20 protein-coding genes are annotated in these 21,172 nt (G+C 40.6%); 9 read left to right on the top strand and 11 right to left on the bottom strand.

Annotation, left to right across the window (positions count from 1 at the left end; translation table 11 throughout):
* Positions 1 to 181: 181 nt before the first annotated feature.
* The 4 genes from DW159_RS02215 to DW159_RS02200 form a co-directional block, all read right to left on the bottom strand.
* On the bottom strand, positions 182 to 1,573 hold the full coding sequence (locus DW159_RS02215; protein ID WP_117548805.1) for a uracil-xanthine permease family protein: 1,392 nt from the start codon (positions 1,571 to 1,573) through the stop codon (positions 182 to 184).
* A gap of 69 nt (positions 1,574 to 1,642) precedes the next feature.
* On the bottom strand, positions 1,643 to 3,937 hold the full coding sequence (locus tag DW159_RS02210) for a xanthine dehydrogenase family protein molybdopterin-binding subunit (protein WP_117548804.1): 2,295 nt from the start codon (positions 3,935 to 3,937) through the stop codon (positions 1,643 to 1,645).
* 12 nt (positions 3,938 to 3,949) lie between these two features.
* The gene (locus tag DW159_RS02205; RefSeq protein ID WP_117548803.1) at positions 3,950 to 4,420 is read right to left on the bottom strand and encodes a (2Fe-2S)-binding protein; all 471 of its coding nucleotides are present in this window, start codon (positions 4,418 to 4,420) and stop codon (positions 3,950 to 3,952) included.
* Entirely contained in the window at positions 4,411 to 5,211 is an 801-nt protein-coding gene (locus DW159_RS02200; RefSeq protein WP_165852745.1) for an FAD binding domain-containing protein, read from the bottom strand. Before DW159_RS02200 ends, DW159_RS02205 begins: the two co-directional genes overlap by 10 nt.
* A 129-nt stretch (positions 5,212 to 5,340) precedes the next feature.
* Between DW159_RS02200 and DW159_RS02195 the strand changes: the two genes are divergently transcribed.
* Genes DW159_RS02195 through DW159_RS02175 form a run of 5 tightly spaced genes read left to right on the top strand, consistent with a single transcriptional unit; the run spans position 5,341 to position 9,615 of the window.
* Positions 5,341 to 6,462 carry an ABC transporter substrate-binding protein gene (locus DW159_RS02195; protein ID WP_117548801.1) on the top strand — a complete coding sequence of 374 codons (1,122 nt, stop codon included), beginning with the start codon at positions 5,341 to 5,343 and terminating at the stop codon, positions 6,460 to 6,462.
* A complete protein-coding gene (locus tag DW159_RS02190) occupies positions 6,446 to 7,447 on the top strand; it encodes a FecCD family ABC transporter permease (protein WP_117548800.1) in 1,002 nt (333 codons plus the stop codon). The genes DW159_RS02195 and DW159_RS02190 overlap by 17 nt, the downstream gene beginning before the upstream one ends.
* The gene (locus DW159_RS02185) at positions 7,444 to 8,268 is read left to right on the top strand and encodes an ABC transporter ATP-binding protein (protein WP_117548799.1); all 825 of its coding nucleotides are present in this window, start codon (positions 7,444 to 7,446) and stop codon (positions 8,266 to 8,268) included. Before DW159_RS02190 ends, DW159_RS02185 begins: the two co-directional genes overlap by 4 nt.
* Positions 8,265 to 8,600 (top strand): winged helix-turn-helix domain-containing protein, encoded by a 336-nt coding sequence (locus DW159_RS02180; protein ID WP_022216050.1) that lies wholly within the window; start codon positions 8,265 to 8,267, stop codon positions 8,598 to 8,600. The genes DW159_RS02185 and DW159_RS02180 overlap by 4 nt, the downstream gene beginning before the upstream one ends.
* On the top strand, positions 8,533 to 9,615 hold the full coding sequence (locus DW159_RS02175; protein ID WP_242992594.1) for an NTP transferase domain-containing protein: 1,083 nt from the start codon (positions 8,533 to 8,535) through the stop codon (positions 9,613 to 9,615). The genes DW159_RS02180 and DW159_RS02175 overlap by 68 nt, the downstream gene beginning before the upstream one ends.
* Before the next feature lie 84 nt (positions 9,616 to 9,699).
* Here DW159_RS02175 and DW159_RS02170 read toward each other — a convergent pair whose 3' ends face one another.
* The 5 genes from DW159_RS02170 to DW159_RS02150 form a co-directional block, all read right to left on the bottom strand.
* Positions 9,700 to 10,392 carry a hypothetical protein gene (locus DW159_RS02170; RefSeq protein ID WP_004853247.1) on the bottom strand — a complete coding sequence of 231 codons (693 nt, stop codon included), beginning with the start codon at positions 10,390 to 10,392 and terminating at the stop codon, positions 9,700 to 9,702.
* On the bottom strand, positions 10,389 to 10,949 hold the full coding sequence (locus DW159_RS02165) for an RNA polymerase sigma factor (RefSeq protein ID WP_044998344.1): 561 nt from the start codon (positions 10,947 to 10,949) through the stop codon (positions 10,389 to 10,391). Before DW159_RS02165 ends, DW159_RS02170 begins: the two co-directional genes overlap by 4 nt.
* A gap of 185 nt (positions 10,950 to 11,134) precedes the next feature.
* On the bottom strand, positions 11,135 to 11,365 hold the full coding sequence (locus tag DW159_RS02160) for a type III toxin-antitoxin system ToxN/AbiQ family toxin (RefSeq protein WP_015534180.1): 231 nt from the start codon (positions 11,363 to 11,365) through the stop codon (positions 11,135 to 11,137).
* A 261-nt stretch (positions 11,366 to 11,626) separates the two neighbouring features.
* The gene (locus DW159_RS02155; RefSeq protein ID WP_004853253.1) at positions 11,627 to 12,082 is read right to left on the bottom strand and encodes a DUF3021 domain-containing protein; all 456 of its coding nucleotides are present in this window, start codon (positions 12,080 to 12,082) and stop codon (positions 11,627 to 11,629) included.
* An 11-nt stretch (positions 12,083 to 12,093) separates the two neighbouring features.
* A complete protein-coding gene (locus DW159_RS02150; protein ID WP_004853256.1) occupies positions 12,094 to 12,540 on the bottom strand; it encodes a LytTR family DNA-binding domain-containing protein in 447 nt (148 codons plus the stop codon).
* A gap of 525 nt (positions 12,541 to 13,065) precedes the next feature.
* Here DW159_RS02150 and DW159_RS02145 point away from each other — a divergent pair.
* The 4 genes from DW159_RS02145 to DW159_RS02130 all read left to right on the top strand — a co-directional run bounded on the left by DW159_RS02145 (position 13,066) and on the right by DW159_RS02130 (position 17,098).
* Positions 13,066 to 14,457 carry a condensation domain-containing protein gene (locus DW159_RS02145; RefSeq protein WP_117548797.1) on the top strand — a complete coding sequence of 464 codons (1,392 nt, stop codon included), beginning with the start codon at positions 13,066 to 13,068 and terminating at the stop codon, positions 14,455 to 14,457.
* Between the two features lie 91 nt (positions 14,458 to 14,548).
* Positions 14,549 to 14,797, top strand: coding sequence for an acyl carrier protein (locus tag DW159_RS02140; RefSeq protein ID WP_117548796.1), 249 nt, complete (start codon positions 14,549 to 14,551; stop codon positions 14,795 to 14,797).
* Positions 14,798 to 14,865: 68 nt separating this feature from the next.
* Positions 14,866 to 16,425: an AMP-binding protein gene (locus DW159_RS02135; protein ID WP_117548795.1), complete on the top strand. Its 1,560-nt coding sequence runs from the start codon at positions 14,866 to 14,868 to the stop codon at positions 16,423 to 16,425.
* 94 nt (positions 16,426 to 16,519) lie between these two features.
* Complete coding sequence (locus DW159_RS02130; RefSeq protein WP_117548794.1) at positions 16,520 to 17,098, top strand: TetR/AcrR family transcriptional regulator; 579 nt, start codon at positions 16,520 to 16,522, stop codon at positions 17,096 to 17,098.
* 137 nt (positions 17,099 to 17,235) lie between these two features.
* On the opposite strand, the gene DW159_RS02125 is transcribed toward DW159_RS02130, so the two are convergent.
* Together DW159_RS02125 and DW159_RS02120 are read right to left on the bottom strand one after the other, a co-directional pair.
* A complete protein-coding gene (locus DW159_RS02125; RefSeq protein ID WP_117548793.1) occupies positions 17,236 to 17,802 on the bottom strand; it encodes a hypothetical protein in 567 nt (188 codons plus the stop codon).
* Complete coding sequence (locus tag DW159_RS02120) at positions 17,793 to 21,164, bottom strand: UvrD-helicase domain-containing protein (RefSeq protein ID WP_117548792.1); 3,372 nt, start codon at positions 21,162 to 21,164, stop codon at positions 17,793 to 17,795. The genes DW159_RS02125 and DW159_RS02120 overlap by 10 nt, the downstream gene beginning before the upstream one ends.
* Positions 21,165 to 21,172: the final 8 nt, after the last annotated feature.

Below are 21,172 nucleotides of genomic sequence, written 5' to 3'. Positions count from 1 at the left end.
TAAAAAATAGCAGTCTCAAATGTATATACAGTATATATTATACTATATCGAACACACATTCGAAAACCACTATTTTTATGTTAGCATATTTTTTTGTTATCAACAACTACTTTTGTAGCATAACAACAAGTTGTGTACGCCACAGGGACGTTCCTTCTGTAACGAGGAGTGTCCCTGATTACTACTTTTCTTTAGGCAGGATAATATTAAGCAGAATTGCAACCATTGCCGCAGGAACAATTCCTGAGCCTCCAAAAACAAGCTGGAGCAGCTGAGGGGCATTTGCTAGAATACCAGGATTGGCTCCCATTCCATAGCCTACGCCCAGTGCTACTGAAACTATAGACAGGTTGCGTGCGCTTAATGGTTCCTTTGTTATGAGCTGAATACCACTGATAACTATCGAAGAGAACATCATAACCGCAGCTCCGCCAAGCACTGACTGAGGCATGATCGATACCAGTGCTGCAAGTTTAGGGCAAAGACCACATAATATCAGAAATATCGCTCCTGTTGCAAGCGCAAATCTGTTGACGACCTTAGTCATGGCTACAAGTCCCACATTCTGGCTGAATGATGTATTTGGAAGGACTCCAAACACCGCTGCAAGAGATGAACCCAGACCGTCACACATCACACCACCTGAAAGTTCCTTATCTGTGGCTTCCCTTCCAAGGCCACCTTCCATAACACCTGATATATCACCGACAGTTTCCACCGCTGTTACAATAAACATTATGAGAACGGGAAGTATTGCACGCATATCAAACACCGGTTTTACAGGCATGAGCTGTGGAATCGCAAACCAGGAAGCATCTTTCACCTTGTCCCAGTTCAACACCCAGGCTTTTGTATATTCCACACCATCAGCAGTTATACCTGTTCTCGGAAGGACAAGTCCCATTATGATCGCCGCGATATAACCTGCGATTATTCCAAAAAGAATAGATGACGAGCTTAAAAATCCTTTTGTCCAGTGCTTAAAGAAAAGAATAACCACAAGGACAAATAATGCAAGCAGAAGGTTCTCCATGGAGCCAAAGTCTGCGGCATTATTTCCACCTCCAAACGAATTTATTCCCACCGATATAAGGCTGAGTCCAATTGATAAAACCACTGTACCTGTTACAACAGCCGGGAAAAACCTGCGCAGAGGTTTCAGGAAGAAACCAAGCACAGTCTCAAACAAGCCACCGATAATGGATGCACCCATAATCGCACCATACGCAAGCACTCCACCGCCCATGGTTGCCGCTACGCTGTTGAATACTCCTATAAAACCTGAAGATGTACCCATAATGATCGGTACCTTTCCTCCAACAGGACCTATTGAGAAAAGCTGTATCAGGGTGACAACTCCCGCGATAAGCATTGCGTTCTGAAGCAGCGAAAGCTGAAGATCAGCAAATTCACCACCGACCAGTCCGCATGCTCCTGTGATAATTAATAACGGTGTCAAATTTCCGACAAACATTGCAAGGACATGCTGAAGTCCAAGAGGTATCGCCTGGGAAAGAGGCATCCTTCCATCAAGCTGGAATGCTGTTTCTGAAAGTTTAAACTTATTTTTCATCTGTTGTTTTCTCCTGTATATTTTATTTTCATATTACAGATTCTGTTATTCTGCTTATGTTATCTCCAATTACTCTTCCGGCATGGACATAAGAATCTTCTCCGGTGTGATCGGCAGTTCTCTGTGCCATACACCTGTCGCCCTATATATGGCATGTGCAATAGCAGGTGCCGGAGTGTTGATAACTATTTCTCCTATCGATTTGGCTCCAAAAGGACCTGTAGGCTCATAGCTGTTTTCAAATTCCACTCTCAAATGCCCCATATCAAGACGGGTTGGTATCTTGTATTGCATGAAACTCGACTCTATCGGGCATCCCTTCGCATTGTAGGTGATGTTCTCAAACAGAGTGTGTCCTATTCCCTGGACTATGCCTCCCTCAGCCTGAACACGTGCCAGTGCCGGGTTTATGGCTATGCCACAATCCACGACTGCAGCATAATCCAGTATCTTCACTTCTCCTGTATATCTGTCAAGTTCTATCTCAACCATTCCGACCATATATGGAGGAGGCGAAACCGGAGACGAATGAGAGACTGTAGCTACAGCGGCAATATCATTTGCGACCTGATCCTTAACACTTATATCAGCCAAAGAAACGCTTTGATCTGTTCCTGTCCGATATGCCCTGCCATTTTCGAAATACATTTCATCCTGTTCACATCCAAGCATTCCTGCTGCAATTGCGCACAGCTTCTTCTTCAATTTATCACAGGCAAGCTCCACAGCCTTTCCTGTTACATACGTAGTGGATGAAGCATACGAGCCGGAATCATATGGTGAAGCATCTGTGTCTGCTCCAAATACCGCCACGTCATCAACCGAGCAATCCATACACTCCGCAACCATCTGTGCAAGGATAGTATCACATCCGGTTCCCATATCTGCAGCACCGATTATCAGGTTAAATGTACCATCATCCGCAAGCTTGACCGTTGCAGATCCTACATCCACATTCGATATACAAGAACCCTGCATGGCCATTGCTACTCCTGCAGCCCTGACTTTTCCGTTTCCCATGTTCCTGACAGGGTATTTATCATCCCAGTTAAATATCTCCTTGCATCTGGCCATACATCTGTCAAGAGCACACGCATTTGCCGTCTCGCCATAATACGCAGGCATCTTCATTCCCTCGCGCAGCATATTCTGCTCACGGATCACGGTCGGATCTATCCCCAGTTTCTCCGCAAGTTCATTCACCGCAGACTCAAGCGCAAAGATTCCCTGTGTAGCCCCATATCCTCTGTATGCACCAGCCGCCATAGTGTTCGTATATACAACATCATATCCAAACCTATATGCCTCAAGGCCTCCTGTATATAACGGGATGGACTTATGCCCGCTAAGTCCGACTGTTGTAGGTCCATGCTCCCCATACGCTCCAGTGTTGGACAGAGTATACAGATCAAGTCCTCTTATATGTCCATCGCGGTCTGCTCCCAGACGGACTCTCACCTCCATCTCATGGCGCGGTGAACCTGCGATCTGACTTTCCTGTCTCGTAAATATTATCTTAGCCGCACGCCCGGTCTTCATGGTCACAAATGCAGGATACACCTCACTTACCGCTGTCTGCTTTGCTCCAAATCCGCCTCCTATACGTGGTTTTTCCACTCTGATCCTGCTCTTTGGAATGCCAAGCGCTCTTGACAGAATACGACGTACATGAAACACGATCTGTGTAGAAGAAATTACATGAAGCCTTCCATAACGGTCAAGGTGTGTATACGTTCGAAAAGTCTCCATCATAGCTTGGTTAAAGGCTCTCATATGATATCTGTTCTCCAGCACCTCATCGCAGTCAGCTATAACAGCATCAACATCGCCATCACCGCCTACATCGCTTGCTATCAGGTTGCGTTTCGGATCGCCTCCTACCTGAACTGGCGGAAACCAGTCGTCCTCAGGATGAACCAATATTTCATTATCCTTTGCCTTGTGGAAATCCAGAACAGGCTCCAAGATTTTATATTTAACCTTTATGAGTTTCATAGCCTTAATTGCTGACTTTTCATCCTCAGCTGCTATGATTGCAACCACATCGCCCACACACCTCACATGGCGGTCCATAATGAGTCTGTCATACGGTGACGGCTCAGGATATGTCTGTCCTGCTATTGCAAACCGGCTATTTGGCACATCCTGCCATGTGTAAATATCTACTATTCCAGGTATTTTTTTTGCTATGGAGACATTTATATCCTCCACAATAGCATTCGCATGTGGACTGCGAAGCAGTTTCACAACAAGTGCATCACCGGGAGTGATATCATCCACATATACCGGTTTGCCAAGAAGTAACTGCATAGAATCTTTTTTTCTAACGGATTTATTAACTACATTATATTTTTTATGTTCCATGAGTTCACCCCTTTACCGTCTGTCATCTGCAGAAATTCTACTGTCTAAGTAATTTCGGATTCCTCTCAGTTGTCCCTCATATCCGGAACATCTGCACAAATTTCCGGCAAGATATGCCCTGATCTCATCATCCGATGGATCAGGATTTTCTCTGAGAAGAGCTATTGTATTCATCACAAAACCCGGGTTGCAGAAACCACATTGATCAGCACCCTGATCAGCAATGAACCCGGCAAATTCTGCTGCCTCATCCTGAAGGCCCTCAAGGGTCTGCACCTCGTGTCCATCTGCCCTGGCAGCAAGCATCGAACAGGAAAGGACAGGAGTCTGATCCATAAGCACTGTACACAGACCACAATTTGACGTCTCACAGCCGCGTTTCACACTATAACAGCCATGATCACGCAGAAAATCTATAAGGAGCATATCAGGAGCTATATTTCCCGAGACGAATTTCCCATTTAATTTAACTTTTATTTCCACTGCTGCTCCTCCTCAATCTTTTTCAATAATCTCTGTCCAAGCACACGTATCAGACGGCTTCTGTATTCTGCGCCAGCACGATGATTGCTTCCAACCGGGATCTTGTCAGAAACCCAACTGGCAAATGCTTTCTCTGTATCATCAGAAAGTCCCCCTGTGAGCAAGCCTTCTTCATCCAGAACAAGCATCGCCCTTCCAGGCCTTGCTCCCACAGCCAAACGGTATTCTCCATCCACGCATGATGCCGAACATGCAATGACAGGAAAATCTGTTCTCTGATTGCGGACTGATGCATAAGCAAAAACTCCGGGAGTTTTCCTGATGATCAGATGTACAATCACGTCCCTGTCCTGTTTCATGCCAACAAATTCCCTGAGAGGAATCATACCACCATGATAAAGCTCTACAAATGCATCCATAGCTAAAAAAACTGTCAGAATGTCTGAAAACCCGAAACGTCCCCATATGCTTCCGCCAATCGTTGCGAGATTTCGGAACTGAACTCCCACAATATCCTTCACCGCTTCGCATACTGCACCATGTGTATATTTGTTTAATCCGTCATGCAGCTCTATCTGACGGAGTGATGTCATTGCACCAATAATGAATTCGTCTTCTTTTTCTTCAATCTTATCAAGTCCCAGATCACACATATCTATGGCTGTCTGTATCAGGCGATCCTGCATTTTTGTCCAGAGCATTCCTCCGATAATACAGCTTCCCTTTTTCTGATTCAGTTCATATGCCTCATCAATACTTTGTGCGCGTACATAATTCTGTATTGTTACCATAAAAGCTCCTTTTAACATATAAACACAATTTTTCAAAATATATTATATTAAAACAGCTTGTCTTTGAAAAGATGCTTTGTTACAATACCGTTGTATTATTTCAAGAATAACGAAAGGAACATTGAATTCATGAAAACAACTTTTAAAAAGCAACTATCTATCATCCTTATCTGTACTATGCTGGCAGTACTTACAGCCTGTGGTACAGACAGTGCTACGACAACACAGAGTACTACGGAAAGCACCACAGCTGCTTCAGTATCCGAATCAGCTTCCAGTGAAGAAGTATCATCTGAAGAATTATCTTCTGAAGAGTCTTCCACTGAAGCAGATGCTGAACAGACTGTATACCCTGTAACAGTTACTGACCAGGCCGGCCGTGAAGTTACAATTGAAAAAGAGCCATCTTCTATCGTGAGCGGCTACTATATTTCTTCAAGCCTTCTGATCGCTCTTGGTCTCAAGGATAAGGTTGTCGGTATTGAGGCAAAAGCAGACAAGCGCCCTATTTATAAGCTTGCTGCACCAGAACTGACAGAGCTGCCAAATGTTGGAACTGCCAAAGAGTTCAACCTTGAGACATGCGCTGCTCTTTCCCCTGATCTGGTTATTCTGCCAATGAAGCTGAAGGATGCAGCTCAGAGCCTGACAGACCTCGGTATCGCAGTACTGCTCGTCAATCCTGAAAGTCAGGATCTTCTGACAGAAATGATCAACACCATAGCTACGGCAACTAACACCAACTCAGAGGCTGCAAAGCTGCTCGCATATATAGATTCTCAGAAGGATATGCTTACTTCAGCTCTGTCTGGCGTAGAACCTGAAAGTGTATACCTTGCCGGCAACTCATCATTCCTGTCTACTGCCGGTCCTTCTATGTATCAGTCAAGCATCATAGAGCTTGCCGGTGGAAAAAATGCAGCTGATTCTATCACAGACACCTACTGGGCTGAGATAAGCTATGAGCAGCTTCTTGCATGGGATCCTTCTTATATAATAATCGCATCTGATGCCGAATATACAGTAGATGACGTAATGAACGATCCAAACCTTGCAGAATGCACTGCTGTAAAAAACAGCCACGTATATGCTATTCCTGGAGACGTGGAAGCATTGGACAGCCCGGTACCTGCAGGAATCCTGGCATCTGTATGGCTTGCAGGGATCCTTCATCCTGATCAGGTATCAACTGACACATATACAACTGAAATGACAAATTATTATGAAACATTCTATGGAATCAACAATTAATAACAAGCGTAAAAATAAAAACAAAGCAACAATAACTATTATACTGGGAGCTGTCATTCTGGCAGCTCTCAGTATATTTTCTTTTTTTGTCGGAAAATATCCTCTCACACTTAATGGATTGCTGCAAGGTGATGACATGCAGTGGCGTGTATTTCTCACGCTTCGCGCAAGCCGCGGAATCATCGGCTGTATAGGGGGATTTGTTCTCGGCATAGCAGGATTTGTATATCAGACTGTCTTTAAGAACCCATTGGCTTCTCCAGACATCATAGGTGTATCCTCAGGTGCAAGCGCCGGTGCCGCATTTGGCATTCTGTTTTTGTCCGGGACAATGTCTGTAACCATATCTGCTTTTGCCGGAGCCATATGCTGTGTGATACTGGTTCTGCTTCTGTCATCGCTGACATATGAGCGTGATGGAAAAAGCATAGTACTGGCAGGCATAGCAGTACACAGTCTTGCCCAGACCGCTCTTGTATGTCTGAAGCTGACTGCCGACCCTGAAAAACAATTATCATCAATTGAATACTGGATCATGGGAAGCCTTAATGGCATAAGTATATATTCCATTGGTTCAAATGTAATACTGTGCGCTGTCTGCCTGCTGATAATGTTCCTATTGTACAGGCAGATCATAATGCTCTCCCTTGATGACGCAGAGGGCAAAATGCTTGGTGTGAATGTTAACCAGATACGAATGCTGGTTCTTTTGATCGCAACCCTGGCAACTTCAAGTGTGATCAGCATGACGGGACTTATCAGCTTTATCTCTCTGCTTGCTCCGCACGGAGCCAGAATGCTGCTCAAAAATAACCGCTTATCAACTATGCTTCTAAGTGGTCTTATAGGTGGATGCCTTCTCACTTTCGGTGATATACTTGCCCGCAGTGTATGTTCCACAGAACTACCGGTCAGTATATTCACAAGTATCATAGGAGCACCATTTCTTATCTATCTATGCATAAGGAGGAAACCTGTAAAATGAGTATATTAAACATACGCAATCTGTCAGCCGGCTACCACCACAGCAGCCGCACCAGCACCACAGATGTGCAAAATGTGATAAATAATATCAGCTTTTCTGCAGAAGAAGGTACAATTGTTGGTATACTTGGCGAGAATGGCTGTGGCAAAACAACCCTTATCAAAGCAATCGCCAATTTGATTACGCATAGTGGCTGCTGCGAGTTAGATAATCTCCAGCTGGAACATATGCCTCACAAAAAACTAGCACAGCTATGTGGATATATCCCTCAAAAAAGCGGCATATCCATAGACATATCTCTCTTAGATGTTGTCATGATGGGATTTAACCCAGAGCTTAAGCTTCTTCAACCCCATACTGAGGCCATGAAAGAAAAGGCTTATAAAGTTCTTGCAATGGTCGGACTTGATTCACGGATAAACGATAATTTTCAGACATTGAGTGAGGGTCAAAAACAGCTTGCCCTGCTGGCACGTACATTTGTGGCAAAACGGAAGCTTTTACTCCTGGACGAACCGGAAAGTGCACTGGACTTCAGGCTGCGTTACCAGATCATGAACCTTCTGTGCAGCTATGTTGAACAAAACCTCGCGGTGTCTCTGGTAACGCTTCACGATTCATCACTTGCATTAAATTACTGCAACACTCTTCTGGTTTTATCTGAATCCAAACTGATCGGTGAAATATATCCTGATAAAACACCCATTGAGGAAATGGAAATGCTTCTGTCCAAAGTTTATGGTACAATCAGTATCAGAGAACTTCGCAACCGTCAGGGAAAGCGCCAGCTTGTCATGATGAAGGAGGATGATATGCATTGAGAGCTGCTATTAAAATAACATTTTTTGATGATAATGATGAGAAATTCTTTGGTGAAGGTCCATACCGCCTTCTTTTGGCTATAGAAAAAACCGGTTCTCTCCGCTCCGCATCCCAGTCAATGGGGCTTGCCTACAGCAAAGCATTCCGCATGATAAAAAACGCTGAAGAGGCGCTGGGATTTTCACTTACAAGCCGCCAAGCAGGTGGCAGGTCAGGTGGGGGGAGCACGATAACACCAGAGGGAAAGGAATGGCTGAAAAAATATGAACAATATAGAGAAGCCTGTATTCAGGCCGGAAGCAAATTGTATATGGAGATCTTTTCTGACTAGCAAAAAGAAACATATCGTTATTACCGGTGACAGGAAAAGTGGCAAATCAACACTTCTCTCTTCACTTTTCGACAGACAAATGCCCGGAATTACATCATGGGCCGTCCCAAAAGAAGGCGTGTACATGAAAAATAACTCTAGCGGTGAAGTTGTACGTATCGGCAAATTCTGCTCTGATGCCACAGGTTGCGAGAACCTCATGCAACCCATTAAAGATGCCTTTAACAGCACATGTATTGCATTTTTAGAAAGCCTAGCAGACACAACAGCACCATGGATTACTGTAGACGAAATTGGATATCTTGAAAACACATCATACGATTATCAAAAAGCTTTCGAAAGGCTCATGAATAAAAAGCGGATCATTATGGTTGTTCGAAAACAGGATCTCTCATTTCTGAACCGGCTGTGCAGCCATAAGGATGTGTTCCTTGTTGACCTTGACAGACCATTTGGCAATTCCGGATGTATCATCATGGCTTCAGGGCAGGGAAAACGCTTTGGCAGCAATAAGCTCATGGCTGAATATCACGGACAGCCGCTCATAAAGTGGATACTTGATATAACAAAAGATTTGTTTTCCAGGCGACTCGTTGTCACCATACACCAGGATATTGAAAAGCTTTGCACAGAATATAGTATACCGGTAATCCTTCACTCCTCACCATATCGGAATGATATGATCCGTCTTGGTCTGGATACAATTGGTTCCTATATTGACCGCTGTGCTTTTATTCCTTCCGATCAGCCACTCATAAAGACGGAATCTATAGCATCACTATTATTATGTGCAAAAAATGAGACATCATATATATGGAGAACGTGTTATGACAAAACTCCAGGATCACCTGTGATATTTCCAAAAGAATATTTTGATGAGCTTATGTCTCTCCCACAGGGAAAAGGCGGGAATGTCGTTGTCCACAGTCACGAATCTCAGGTAATGCAGCTACCCGTCACCAACAAAACTGAATTGATGGACATTGACACACCAGCAGATATGGCGCGGCTGTAGGGACGTTCCTTCTGTCACCAAGAGTGTCCCTCTGTCTTATTCGTTACAGGGGGACACTCTTGGTGACAGAAGGAACGTCCCTGATTATTCTTGGATTTGACTCAAATCAAATGCACCGTTCTCAATCAACTTCAAAATTGTGTCTACCAAGTTGTTTTTTACAGTTTCACTTTCATTTTCAACGCCAGAATACTCTACATAAATAGTGTTCTCTCCCATATCAAAGGTTGCATAATATATTACGGTTTTGATACCTTGACTATTTGACTTTGTTACGAAATATCCTGCATTGATATCAACGCCGTCTACACTTGAAGTGATTGTATTTCCATCAATGATAGTATCTAATAGATTTACACCCTGTTTAGATACTACCATTCTTGTATCACCAATTTTTCCCTCAAGACCCAGAATATTATGATTGTCAGCATCAAAGTAAGCATCTGCGGTAACAGGCAAGTCTGCAAAAAGCATTTCAATCTCAGCATCGCTCAAGGGCCTTGTTGTTACATTTAAGTTAATTGAAGATTGTGATAAGTCATTTTTAACAAAAGTAATTGTTTCTCCACCATCCAGCGTGGCAATATCGTTTTTTGTACCAAACAGATTGCTTTGAAAAACTCCCACTCCAATCACAGCAACGAGTACGAAGCAAGCAGCAACAGACACCCATTTTTGCCGATTAGTTATTTTACTTGTTTTTTTCATAGGTTCAGCCTCCTTAATATACTGATTATCGACATTTCCCAATGCCCTTAAAAGTTTCTTTTCTTTCATACAGAGATACCTTCTTTCTCTAACAATTTTTTAAGTTCGTTCCTTGAACGAAATAATGACATCTTGATTTTGCTCTCGCTCATATCATATTCCGTTGCAATTTCTTTAATGGGCGATAAGTACCAATATCTTCTCATAAAGATTTTTCGCTGTTCTAATGACAGGGAAGAAAGAAAGCGGTTGAGAATATCCGTTAGAGCAATTTCTTCAACAATGTTTTCTGTACTATCCAACGATGGTATGCACTCTTGTATTTCATCAAGAATCAATGGCATTTGCCCGCCATTACGTTTCTTTGCATTGAGCAGTTCGTACCTGTCCAAAGATAAGTTGCGAGTAATCTTCCCTAAAAAAGTTTTTAGGACAGATGGACGGTTAGGCGGTATGCTGTTCCAAGCTCTTAAATAAGTATCATTTACACATTCCTCGCTGTCTTCGTCATTGTGAAGAATATTAAAGGCTATGTATCTGCAATACTTTCCGTATTTTTTTGAAGTTTCGGATATAGCAGCTTCGGAGCGCTCCCAATATAAATCTAATATCTGCTTATCATCCATAGGCTTCTCCTCCTCCTTTGTATTAAGGCCTTTCACTCTAATAGACGGGGAAAATGTGTCAAGCGTCACTTAAATTCAAAAGATATTTATTCAAAGATTAGCTTTCATTTTTTGAAAGAATATAATAAAACAGCAAAAGACATACACCAACAAGTCTCTTAATATTCAATGCGGAAAATTACAATTCATACAATCTTTTTGAAATCAATTTTATCCCTCATTTTTTCATGCTTTTCCTTTGGCTTAGATAAGGGAACACAATACTTATGTTCATTACAAATAACAAGCACTCCAAGAAAAGGTCGCTCGTCCTTACCAATCTGAGGAGATACCGATAAAACTCTGTCATCTATATTATGTAAGTTTCTGATGTATTTCATATCAATACGATATACTTCTAATGGTGCTTGAATCATTCATTTCTTCTTTAAAATATTTCAAGGACTATGTTTCCATAGTCCTTGAATGTAGTGTCACCGTAGCGACCCTAACGCTTTTTGAACGTCCACTTATCGGCAGGACCCTCCTTCAATATTATTGAACCAAATGCCATTCTTTTGTCAATGAATTTCTAAAAATTCATAATCTTTTTATATTTAGCACAAATCATTTTTCAGCCTCGTAGAGCGAAATACACCCACCGCACAAATCTTCGATTTGTACTCTGTGTATTTCGACTAATTATTCTTTTGAATGCCTTCTTTTATCTTATAAATACGTATCTTCCAAATCAAATATTGTACTATCCAAACTACAACAAATATTGCAACAAAAATAGCAAAATAGCTTAATACACCTTTAACAGAATGCTCCATCCATTCGCAAATATATGCAACTGTCATCATAAGTACAGATACAATTCCAAAATAAATGCTTGTTTGTTTTAATAAACTCCACTTATCTATTTCCCAGATAACAGATGCTCCTGCAAATCCTGCTCCAAGAACGGCACTTAAAACAGTCTGTATGATAATCGCTGTTACCTCATTGCCAAATCGTTCAATCAAACTCGGAACACATGAATAGTAACTACCATCACCGATTGCAAGTGAAATTCCAATTGTAATCAAATAACTAATTACAATTCCACCCAATAATCCAACAAATATTCTAGAAAATAATTCTTTTTTCATTTTTAGTCACCTCATAATCCTAATACTTTTTTGATCTTTGAAACATATCTTCTGGAAACATAACTTACAGTCCCATTCGATAATTCCATACAAATTGTTCCTACAAAGCTTAAATCAAGGCTTTTAACCTTCTTAAGATTCACAATTTCTGAATTTGATATCCTTACAAACTTACTGTTATCCAATCTTTCTTCCGCTTCATATAGTCTCAATCTAATTTGATACGTACCATTGTCTGTTTGGGTAAAAACTTTACTGTCTTCTGCGTAAATCTTTACTATGTGATCCGGATCTAATAGTTCGACCTTATCCTCTCTGATACCGGAAATAATTGTTGGAGCATCATCTAATCTGCTTACAAAATCAACAACTCTGTTAACTTCTTCCGTCATCTGTGCTGTTGTAATCATAATTTCAGGTTCTTTAGCTTCCGCATCGATATTAATATTCAGTTTCATGATTTTCCTCCTTTCTTGCTTTGTAGTATATCTGGATTAGGATTATTATCTATACTTTATCAATAGGTGGTAATTTTTTCTACCTAACTGGTCAAAAACAATGTTTTCGCAGTTGATTCCTTCCCTTGTTTTTTCCCTTATGAGGGTTCATAAACAAGGGTAAAACGATATAACACAATACAAGATGTGACGGGGAGGACACCCACGAAAATTTTAGTATTTTCAAGGGTTTGCCGAGATTTCTATAACCAAATATAACAGTTATTAAATTTCTTAAAATACCTCAAGTGAGACTTCAAATTTATCGCTCTGATTTTTAATACATGTAGGGACGTTCCTTCTGTCACCAAGAGTGTCCCTCTGTCTTATTCGTTACAGGGGGACACTCTTGGTGACAGAAGGAACGTCCCCGATTTCCGGTCAATTTCATCTAAAGTGTCCATTAGCGGATCCGGCATATTGAATCCTCATCTTTCTTATGATAACTTTTCCCACAGCGTATCAGAACATCAGGAGGAGTAAATTATGCCAAGAAAATATTATCCATTAACACCTTCACAAAAGATACATTTCAAACCAATTATTGAATTTGGCACTCAGCAAGTCGCAAATATAAGCATTTGTATGACTCTGCAGGCGCCGCTAGATTTCGGTTTGCTGAAAAAATGCATACAGCTGGAGTACGAAAGATACGAATGCCTGCGAATCCGTTTTACAAAAGTTGACCAAAATGGAGAGGTACGGCAATATGTTGTTTCTCACGATGACAGAGATATTGATTACGAAAACCTTTCATGGCTTTCCGGTGATGACGCTTATCACCGCATGGAAGAATGGTCCAGAATTCCGTTTGACGGGGACAATGTTCCAATGAATGTGATAAAAATGATCTCGCTTCCGGGTGGCTACAATGGGCTGTACATCAAAATCGATCACAGACTCATGGATTCATGTGGAGCTATCGTCATGGTGAATGACATCATGGAACTGTACTGTCATTACAAATTTGGCACGCCTTATCCCGAGGACATGGCAAGTTTTACTGACATGGTCGAACGTGATCTTAAAAAAAGCACAGACGAGAAACGTGTCTCAAAAGACCGCATGTACTGGCAAAATGTGCTGGAGGAAAATGGAGAACCTATTTACTCCGATATACAGGGACAACGGATACTTCAGGAAAGCAGACGCCTTCACAATGACAAGTCACTCCGCGCTGCAGATCAGGAGATTAACAACCTGTCTGTCGCTACAAAGAACTATCACCTGGATGCTGAGCCAACTCAGAATCTTCTAGATTTTTGTATGAACAATCACATATCCATGACCAACCTCATTCTCATGGGAATACGAACTTATCTCTCCAAGGCAAATGGCGGACAAACTGACATCTCCATAAGGAATTATGTTTCAAGACGTTCCACCCATGCTGAGTGGGTATCAGGTGGCTCTCGCGCAATGGCATACCCTTGCAGAACCATCATTGATCCGGACACAGAGTTTCTGGATGCAGTTTTCATGATTCAGGATGTTCAGAATCATGTATACCGACACTGCAATTATGACCCGGAACTTTTGTCTGACCAGATGAAAGAAATGTTCCACACTCCTCCACACACTACTTATGAGAGCGTGGGGCTTACTTACCAGCCTCTTCCTATCAGGCTTAAAAATCCGCATCTCGAAGACATTTCCGTAAGGAGCATGTGGATTCCAAATGGTACATCAAAACAAAAGATCTATCTCACCGTCATGCACAGTGCAAATGATCTGGGTTTGAATTTCTATTTCAGATACCAGACCGCAAGTCTCTCCGAACAGGACATCGAACTGTTCTACTACTACCTTATGAAGATAATCTTCAAAGGCATTGCCGAGCCAGAAATGACCGTGGGCGAAATCATCGAATGCATCTAACTATTTTTTTGGGATGGAGGTTCCTGCCCCCCCTTCGTGGGGACGGAGGTGCCTGACCCCATTTGATTAATTCAAGAAGGAGATTTTTAATATGAATAACAATATAACATTTTTAAACATTGTTGCCGAATACTGCAATATACCAGCTGATGAGATCACTAATGATATGCGATTCATAGAAGATTTGGGCTTTAGCTCCCTTGATTTCATGACTTTTCTCGGCGACCTTGAAGATACATTTGACGTGGAAATCGATGAAGATGAGATCATCAATATTCACACTATAGAAGACGCCATCAAGTACCTTGACAACCTGACAAGCTCTTCTGCATCGGTTTAACATTAAAAATCTGGGACGATGGAGTATGTCCCATTTTGCCTCACATAAAAGAAATGGAGATATGATATATGGAAGAAAATATTCTGGAAATTGTTGAAAAAAGCTGTCGGATACATAGAGATGTAATAGCTGTTAAATATCTGTCTCACAGAGAGATTGTCGAAAAGAGCTACGGAGATCTGTGGGATGACATTCGCAAAACTGCTGTCATTTTGCGAAATAATGGACTCTGCGGAACACATATTGCACTGGTGGGAAGCAGCTCTTATGAATGGATCTGCGCCTACATGGCTATACTTTTCACGGGAAATACTGCTGTACCGCTGGATGCAAACCTGTCTGCTCCGGAATTACATGAACTTCTGAATCGGTCAGGATCAACTGCATTATTCTACGGAGCATCCAAAAAGGATGTGATAACAGAACTGACAGACGATTGTCCCGAAATGAATATTGTATTCACCATGGAAAAGAAAGTCGATATAGAGCATCTGGAGGGTGCAGATTCAAATCCACAATTAGCAATTTTGTCATTTGAACAGCTCCGCAGCGAAATTACCATACCGGATGACTTTGCATTTTCCGATCAGGATAAGGATAAAATGTGTACGCTTATGTATACCTCTGGAACAACAGGCAAAAGCAAAGGCGTCATGCTGTCTCAATTCAATCTCGCACAAAATGTTGAAAATGTATATATAAATCTGGAACCTGGTGTAACTATTCTGAGCGTTCTGCCTATACATCACGCATTCTGCCTGACAATGGAATGGATGAAGGGCATTTCGCTGGGCGCCACTATCTGCATCAATGACTCGTTGCTCCACATGCTGAAAAACATGAAACGGTTCCAGCCGGTCGGCATGCTGATGGTTCCTCTCATGGTAGAAACCATTTACAAAAAACTCAAAGACGTCAACCCTCTCCTTCCTAAAAAGCTGGTTGCCAAGGAAGCATTTGGCGGTAAACTGGAATATATATTCTGCGGAGGGGCATATCTGGATCCTATGTATGTTACCGAATTCAAAAAATACGGAATAGACATACTCCAGGGATACGGCATGACTGAATGCTCCCCTGTAATTTGCTCCAACAATCACAGATACAACAGGCCCGGATCCGTTGGCAAACTCCTGGACAACTGTGCTGTTCGTTTTGTCGATGAGGAAATTCAGGTAAAAGGCACAAGCGTCATGTCCGGATACTACGACATGCCAGAAGAGACCGCAGAAGCTTTTCAAGACGGCTGGCTCTGCACCGGAGATCTTGGTTATCTCGACTCCGATGGTTTCATGTATATAACCGGAAGGAAAAAGAACCTCATCATCCTGGCAAATGGTGAAAACATATCCCCTGAGGAACTGGAAGGAAAGCTTTCTATAGAGCCCCTTATTTCAGAAATAGTCATTACCGGCGACGGCAACCATCTCACTGCTCACATATATCCAGATCAGGATTTTGTAGATAAGAAACATATGGATGCAGCCAGGACTTCTGAAAAATTGCAAAAAATCATTGATACCTTCAACAAAAACCAGCCAACATACAAAAGAATCTCTGCACTGGATATAAGAAAAGAGCCATTTGAAAAGAGTTCGACTAAAAAGATCAAAAGAAATCTCGTATAACAATAGACTCACACGCATTATTGTTGTAACATTGCTGTATTAGATAGTGACAAAACTGCAGCACCAAGCCAGGCAGCAGATAAAGGAGACAGCCATGATCAACTCAACCGATCCCCGATATGATAGAACTGAAAGTGACCTTCTAGATGCATTCAAGATACTTGCAGGTCAAAAGGCTCTGAACAAAATAAGCGTGTCCGAGATAACCAAACTCACAGGTGTGACCAGAAGCACATTTTACAACCACTACGAAGACATGCCTGCTTTCATCAATGCCATGGAAGACCGCATCGTCGATGAAATATTTCAGATCATGAATAGCTTCAAACCAGAAGGCAATCTTGAGATCTGCCACCAGTTCTTCAGGTCTCTATGCGAATACATGAAAGCAAATAAATTTCTCATGATCATCATTGCCACACCTGAGGCTTATGATTTCGTGGAAAAGGCACTGACAATGTTCCATAGATACGTGCGATTAATTCTGGAAAAATCCAGCAAGACCGGCCTGGCCCAGGAGAAATACTCATACGCCGTAGCATACGCAATAGGCGGCGTGGTTGGTATACTGCACAAGTTTGCGGTGGATAACTGCCAGGAAAGCAGCGACAAGATGTCTGCTTTCCTGACAGAAGCATTTCTGGATGGTATGAGACCGTATTTGGGGGTGTAGGTCTCCCATCATGGGGATCTCTCCAATATTACTCACATAATACAAGCACTACACAATTAAATGGCTAAAAATTTCCTTATATCCATTGCCAATGAAATGAATGTCTTTATAATAAATGTTAGGGCACATACGTTCTTCTAATCTTCAACCTCTCCCATGATTATTTTTTCAATATTTTTCACAATATATTCCTGAGCATTTTTACCATATATCGTAACTATATAATCAATATCACGCATGTTTTTTCGCATTTCATATCGAATCCCTAATCGTTCACCTTTTTCAGTAGGAACATTAAACGCCCTGCCAAATTGTTCAAATAACCTTTCTTCTATATATCCATTTAATTTTAACCAATCCTGAATATTTTTATATTTAATCTTTTGGAATCTGTTTTCATCAATCCCCATATTTATTTGTTCAACCAATCTAGTTATCGGCTTATCTTCCTGATATACAAATGATTCTAGTGCCTCAACTGGGAATTCTGCTTTTTTTGATTTTCTTGTTTTTCTACCAATAACTCCATCGTTACGTTTTACTTCTTCCAATACCTCTTTTACAAAATACATGCACCTAATAACATTTGGATTATTTAATACCGAATCTTCTCCTGCTGGCATGTTATTTACCGGATTATTTCCGTCAGCTATTCTTTGCAAATATAATATTGCTATATCTAATTTCTTTGCATCTATGTCCATAATATAACCTCTTCTTCAAGATATTTTTTTAACTTTTTAAGCTTTCCCTCTGTTAAGCTATCTCTATAGTGCAACCCCTCATAAGTTGAATGAAGCACAGGATATTTTCCTTTGGTTTTAAGAATATAATGTTCTGCAATCATCCATTCAATAATACTTTGTATTATCTCTAATGGCATATCCTTAAGCGCACCAAATTCAGGGATTTTATTAAGTCCATTATCCAAAATCCTTTTACTGTCACTACCATGAAGGATTTCAGCAAGCATCGTTACACCATAAAAACGAACATGACTCATATTTTGCAATCCACAAACTATAGTATAAAACACCTGTCCCAGCTCCCACTTATCATATATGACAGGTTTGAGTTTAGCCTTGATTATTTCAACATAATCATCTGTTGAAGCAATATTTATGTAAGAATTATTGCCTATATCTGCATTTGCCGAGTGTTGTTGATCATTAACTGCATTTTCTGCTTTTTTCTGAGAGGGTACAACTACCGGGGCTTCTGATTCCATTTTATATCCCATAAGTTCATAATAGTTTTTCTTAGGGACCATATTGTTACAGCCAGTGCCATCTTTTTTATAATTCGTACACCCAAGGAAAAATCCATCGTACTTTCCAGCCTTGACAATCAGATAGCCATCTCTGCACTTATCACACTTTTGTATTGCCAGCTTACCAGCCCGGTAATCATTGGTCATAAATCCGCATATTTCCGGCTCGTTAGTACAAATATAAAGTCTTAGCCCATATGCTTTTTTATACTTTAACTGCATTGGATAGCCACATATCGGGCACACTTTTTTTGCAAAATTCTGTACCACGTCTTCATTCCAATTGCCATGCAGAACCACACTCTTATAATCCTGTTTTAGTTCAAGTAAAAACTCCGAAGGATTTTGCTCTGGAGCAACAAAGAACACTCTATTTTTTGTCCTTGTCATAGCTACATAGAAAAGCCGCCTTTCCTCTGCATAGTCAATAGAACTGTCACCCTTTATTACAAAACCCAATACCGGATCATCTTCTATTTTAGATGGGAAACCATATGTTTCATTCTTTCCATTAACTATGATCACATCATCAAAACCGAGTCCCTTAGAAGAATGTGCTGTCATAAATGTGATGTCAAGCTTCGGGTATCTAACACTCTTGATCTTGTTACCACGATTTATGTATTCGAAAAGACCTGATTTTTCGAGATGATCACCATCAAATGCATATCTTCCCAATAGGAGAATTGTTCCCGGAACTTTTTCCTCTTGTTTTTTATATCCCAACAACTGGGTAAGTGCTACTTCAACAGCGTGGGCAACTGCATAATTTACCCCACTTCGTCTGTTACCATTTGGTCCTTTAGAAGTGCTGTCATATGTATAGATGATAACCGGATCCGTTATTCTTTTCTCCGATAAAAGTCTTTTTTCTATTTGTGCAGAGTTCTTTTGAATAAAATTACCTGCAATATCAATCACATCCTGCGAATTGCGATATGTTCTTACTATTTTTAACATCTTCGCATATCCCATTTTTTCAGCAAACTTTGTAAATAAAGTAATATCCGATCCGCTGAATGCATAAATAGACTGCCAATCATCACCAACTGCTATAATTTTTGCATCTGTCACTTCAGAAAGTGCTTTTGTCAGATCAAATCTTTGTCTGGAAATATCCTGGTATTCATCAACTATGACGTACTTAAAATCAAGCTTTTTCTTCATTTCCTTGACTTCACGGAGCAGTCTTGCTGACTCATTGATCATGTCTTCAAAATCTACCGCATTGTTTTCCTTAAGCCATCTGTCATACTCCAAATAACAGTCATGGCAAATATCAAGGAACAATCTGCTTCTCACATTCTGAGTGGAGTGATACATCCTGTTAAAGTCATCAGCATTGTATCCATTTACTTTGAAATTAGATATGAATCTACATATTAAATTGACAAGTTTTCTGGTATAACGATTTTCTTCTCCAGCAACAAGCATCTCCATAACTTCTTTATTGGATCTTGGCTTTAGCTCAAAACCTTTTTTCTCCAATTCTTCTTTCAAATGTGAGATCAATGTTCTTCTATCGTTATATGCTGAAAATGTGTAAATGAGCGATGTTCCATGCTTTTTATGCAACAATATTTTATCGTTTACAGCCTTTTTATATCTCTCTATTTCATATTTGCTATATCTATCGTTTTCACCATTTTCTGTTATACCAAAATGTTCTATGTAAGTCATTTTATTTCCCTGATATATAACAAAATCCGGAGTATAAGGCTTGCGTGAAAACTCTATTTGATACTGATATGGTGGTTCATATTCATAATCCAGGTTATTAAGATACAAGAAATTAGCTATCTCAACTTCCTGATGAGAACGTAATATTTCATTCTGAATCGTCACAGATTTTTTCGTTCTTGCATCAATAACCTCTCTTTTAAAATCTTCCAGATCACTACGCATAGTAGAGTAGTTTGCTTTTGCTATATTATTAAAGAAACCATTCAGGTCGTCACCTTCATAGGGAGCATCAAAATAAGATGCAAAAAACATTATAAGCTTGTTCACCACACTCTCATTCTGCATGATTGATCCTCTAAAATAATCCCTGATAACAAAATATAATTTAGAGCTATCTACAATATTTAGTTTTTCATCCGGGGAATTCTTGTGAATGATCGCATTTCCAGTTGAATGAAATGTTGCAATTGGACATGGTACTCCCAAAGCATCTTGAATTTTTTCCTTAAGCTCATTTACCGCCTTATTAGTAAACGAAACAACAAGTATCTGTGATGGATCAATCCCTTTCTTATCCACAAGATACTTGACTTTAGCAGCTACCGTAGTTGTTTTTCCTGCCCCGGCACCTGCAATTACCAGACAATAATCCTCATCTGTTAAAATCACCTTTCTCTGGTCTTCATCAAGAACCACTTCAGGATCAACAGATTTAAGAATATTATCCAAATAATCCTTTTCCTCCTGCATAGCCCATGAAATATATTCTTCATTATGCTTATCAAAAGTATCATCTATATTGTTATAAATATGAATCGCCTTGCTGATATCATCGGCATCAACGTCATTCACACTACAGAAATTATAAAGCATGCCACTCTGAGCAAGAACATCGAAAAAATTAATAGTCTCATTGTATTGCTTTATAAGAGGCAAATAGTCACTCTTTGCAATATATCTCTTTTCAGCAAGCATTTTATCAATACACGCATAAAACTGCATTATCTTAACACAGTTCTCGTTACGGCTTCTATCAATACTCGGAACAGAACTTGTTTTCTCAGTATTCACTTTTACCCTTTTACGTCCAAGTATCCTATCTAACAATCCCATTAATTGAT

The organism is Coprococcus sp. AM14-16 (assembly GCF_003434675.1).
GTDB classification, from domain to species: domain Bacteria; phylum Bacillota; class Clostridia; order Lachnospirales; family Lachnospiraceae; genus Coprococcus; species Coprococcus aceti.
This window is presented reverse-complemented; position numbering and strand designations above follow the sequence as displayed.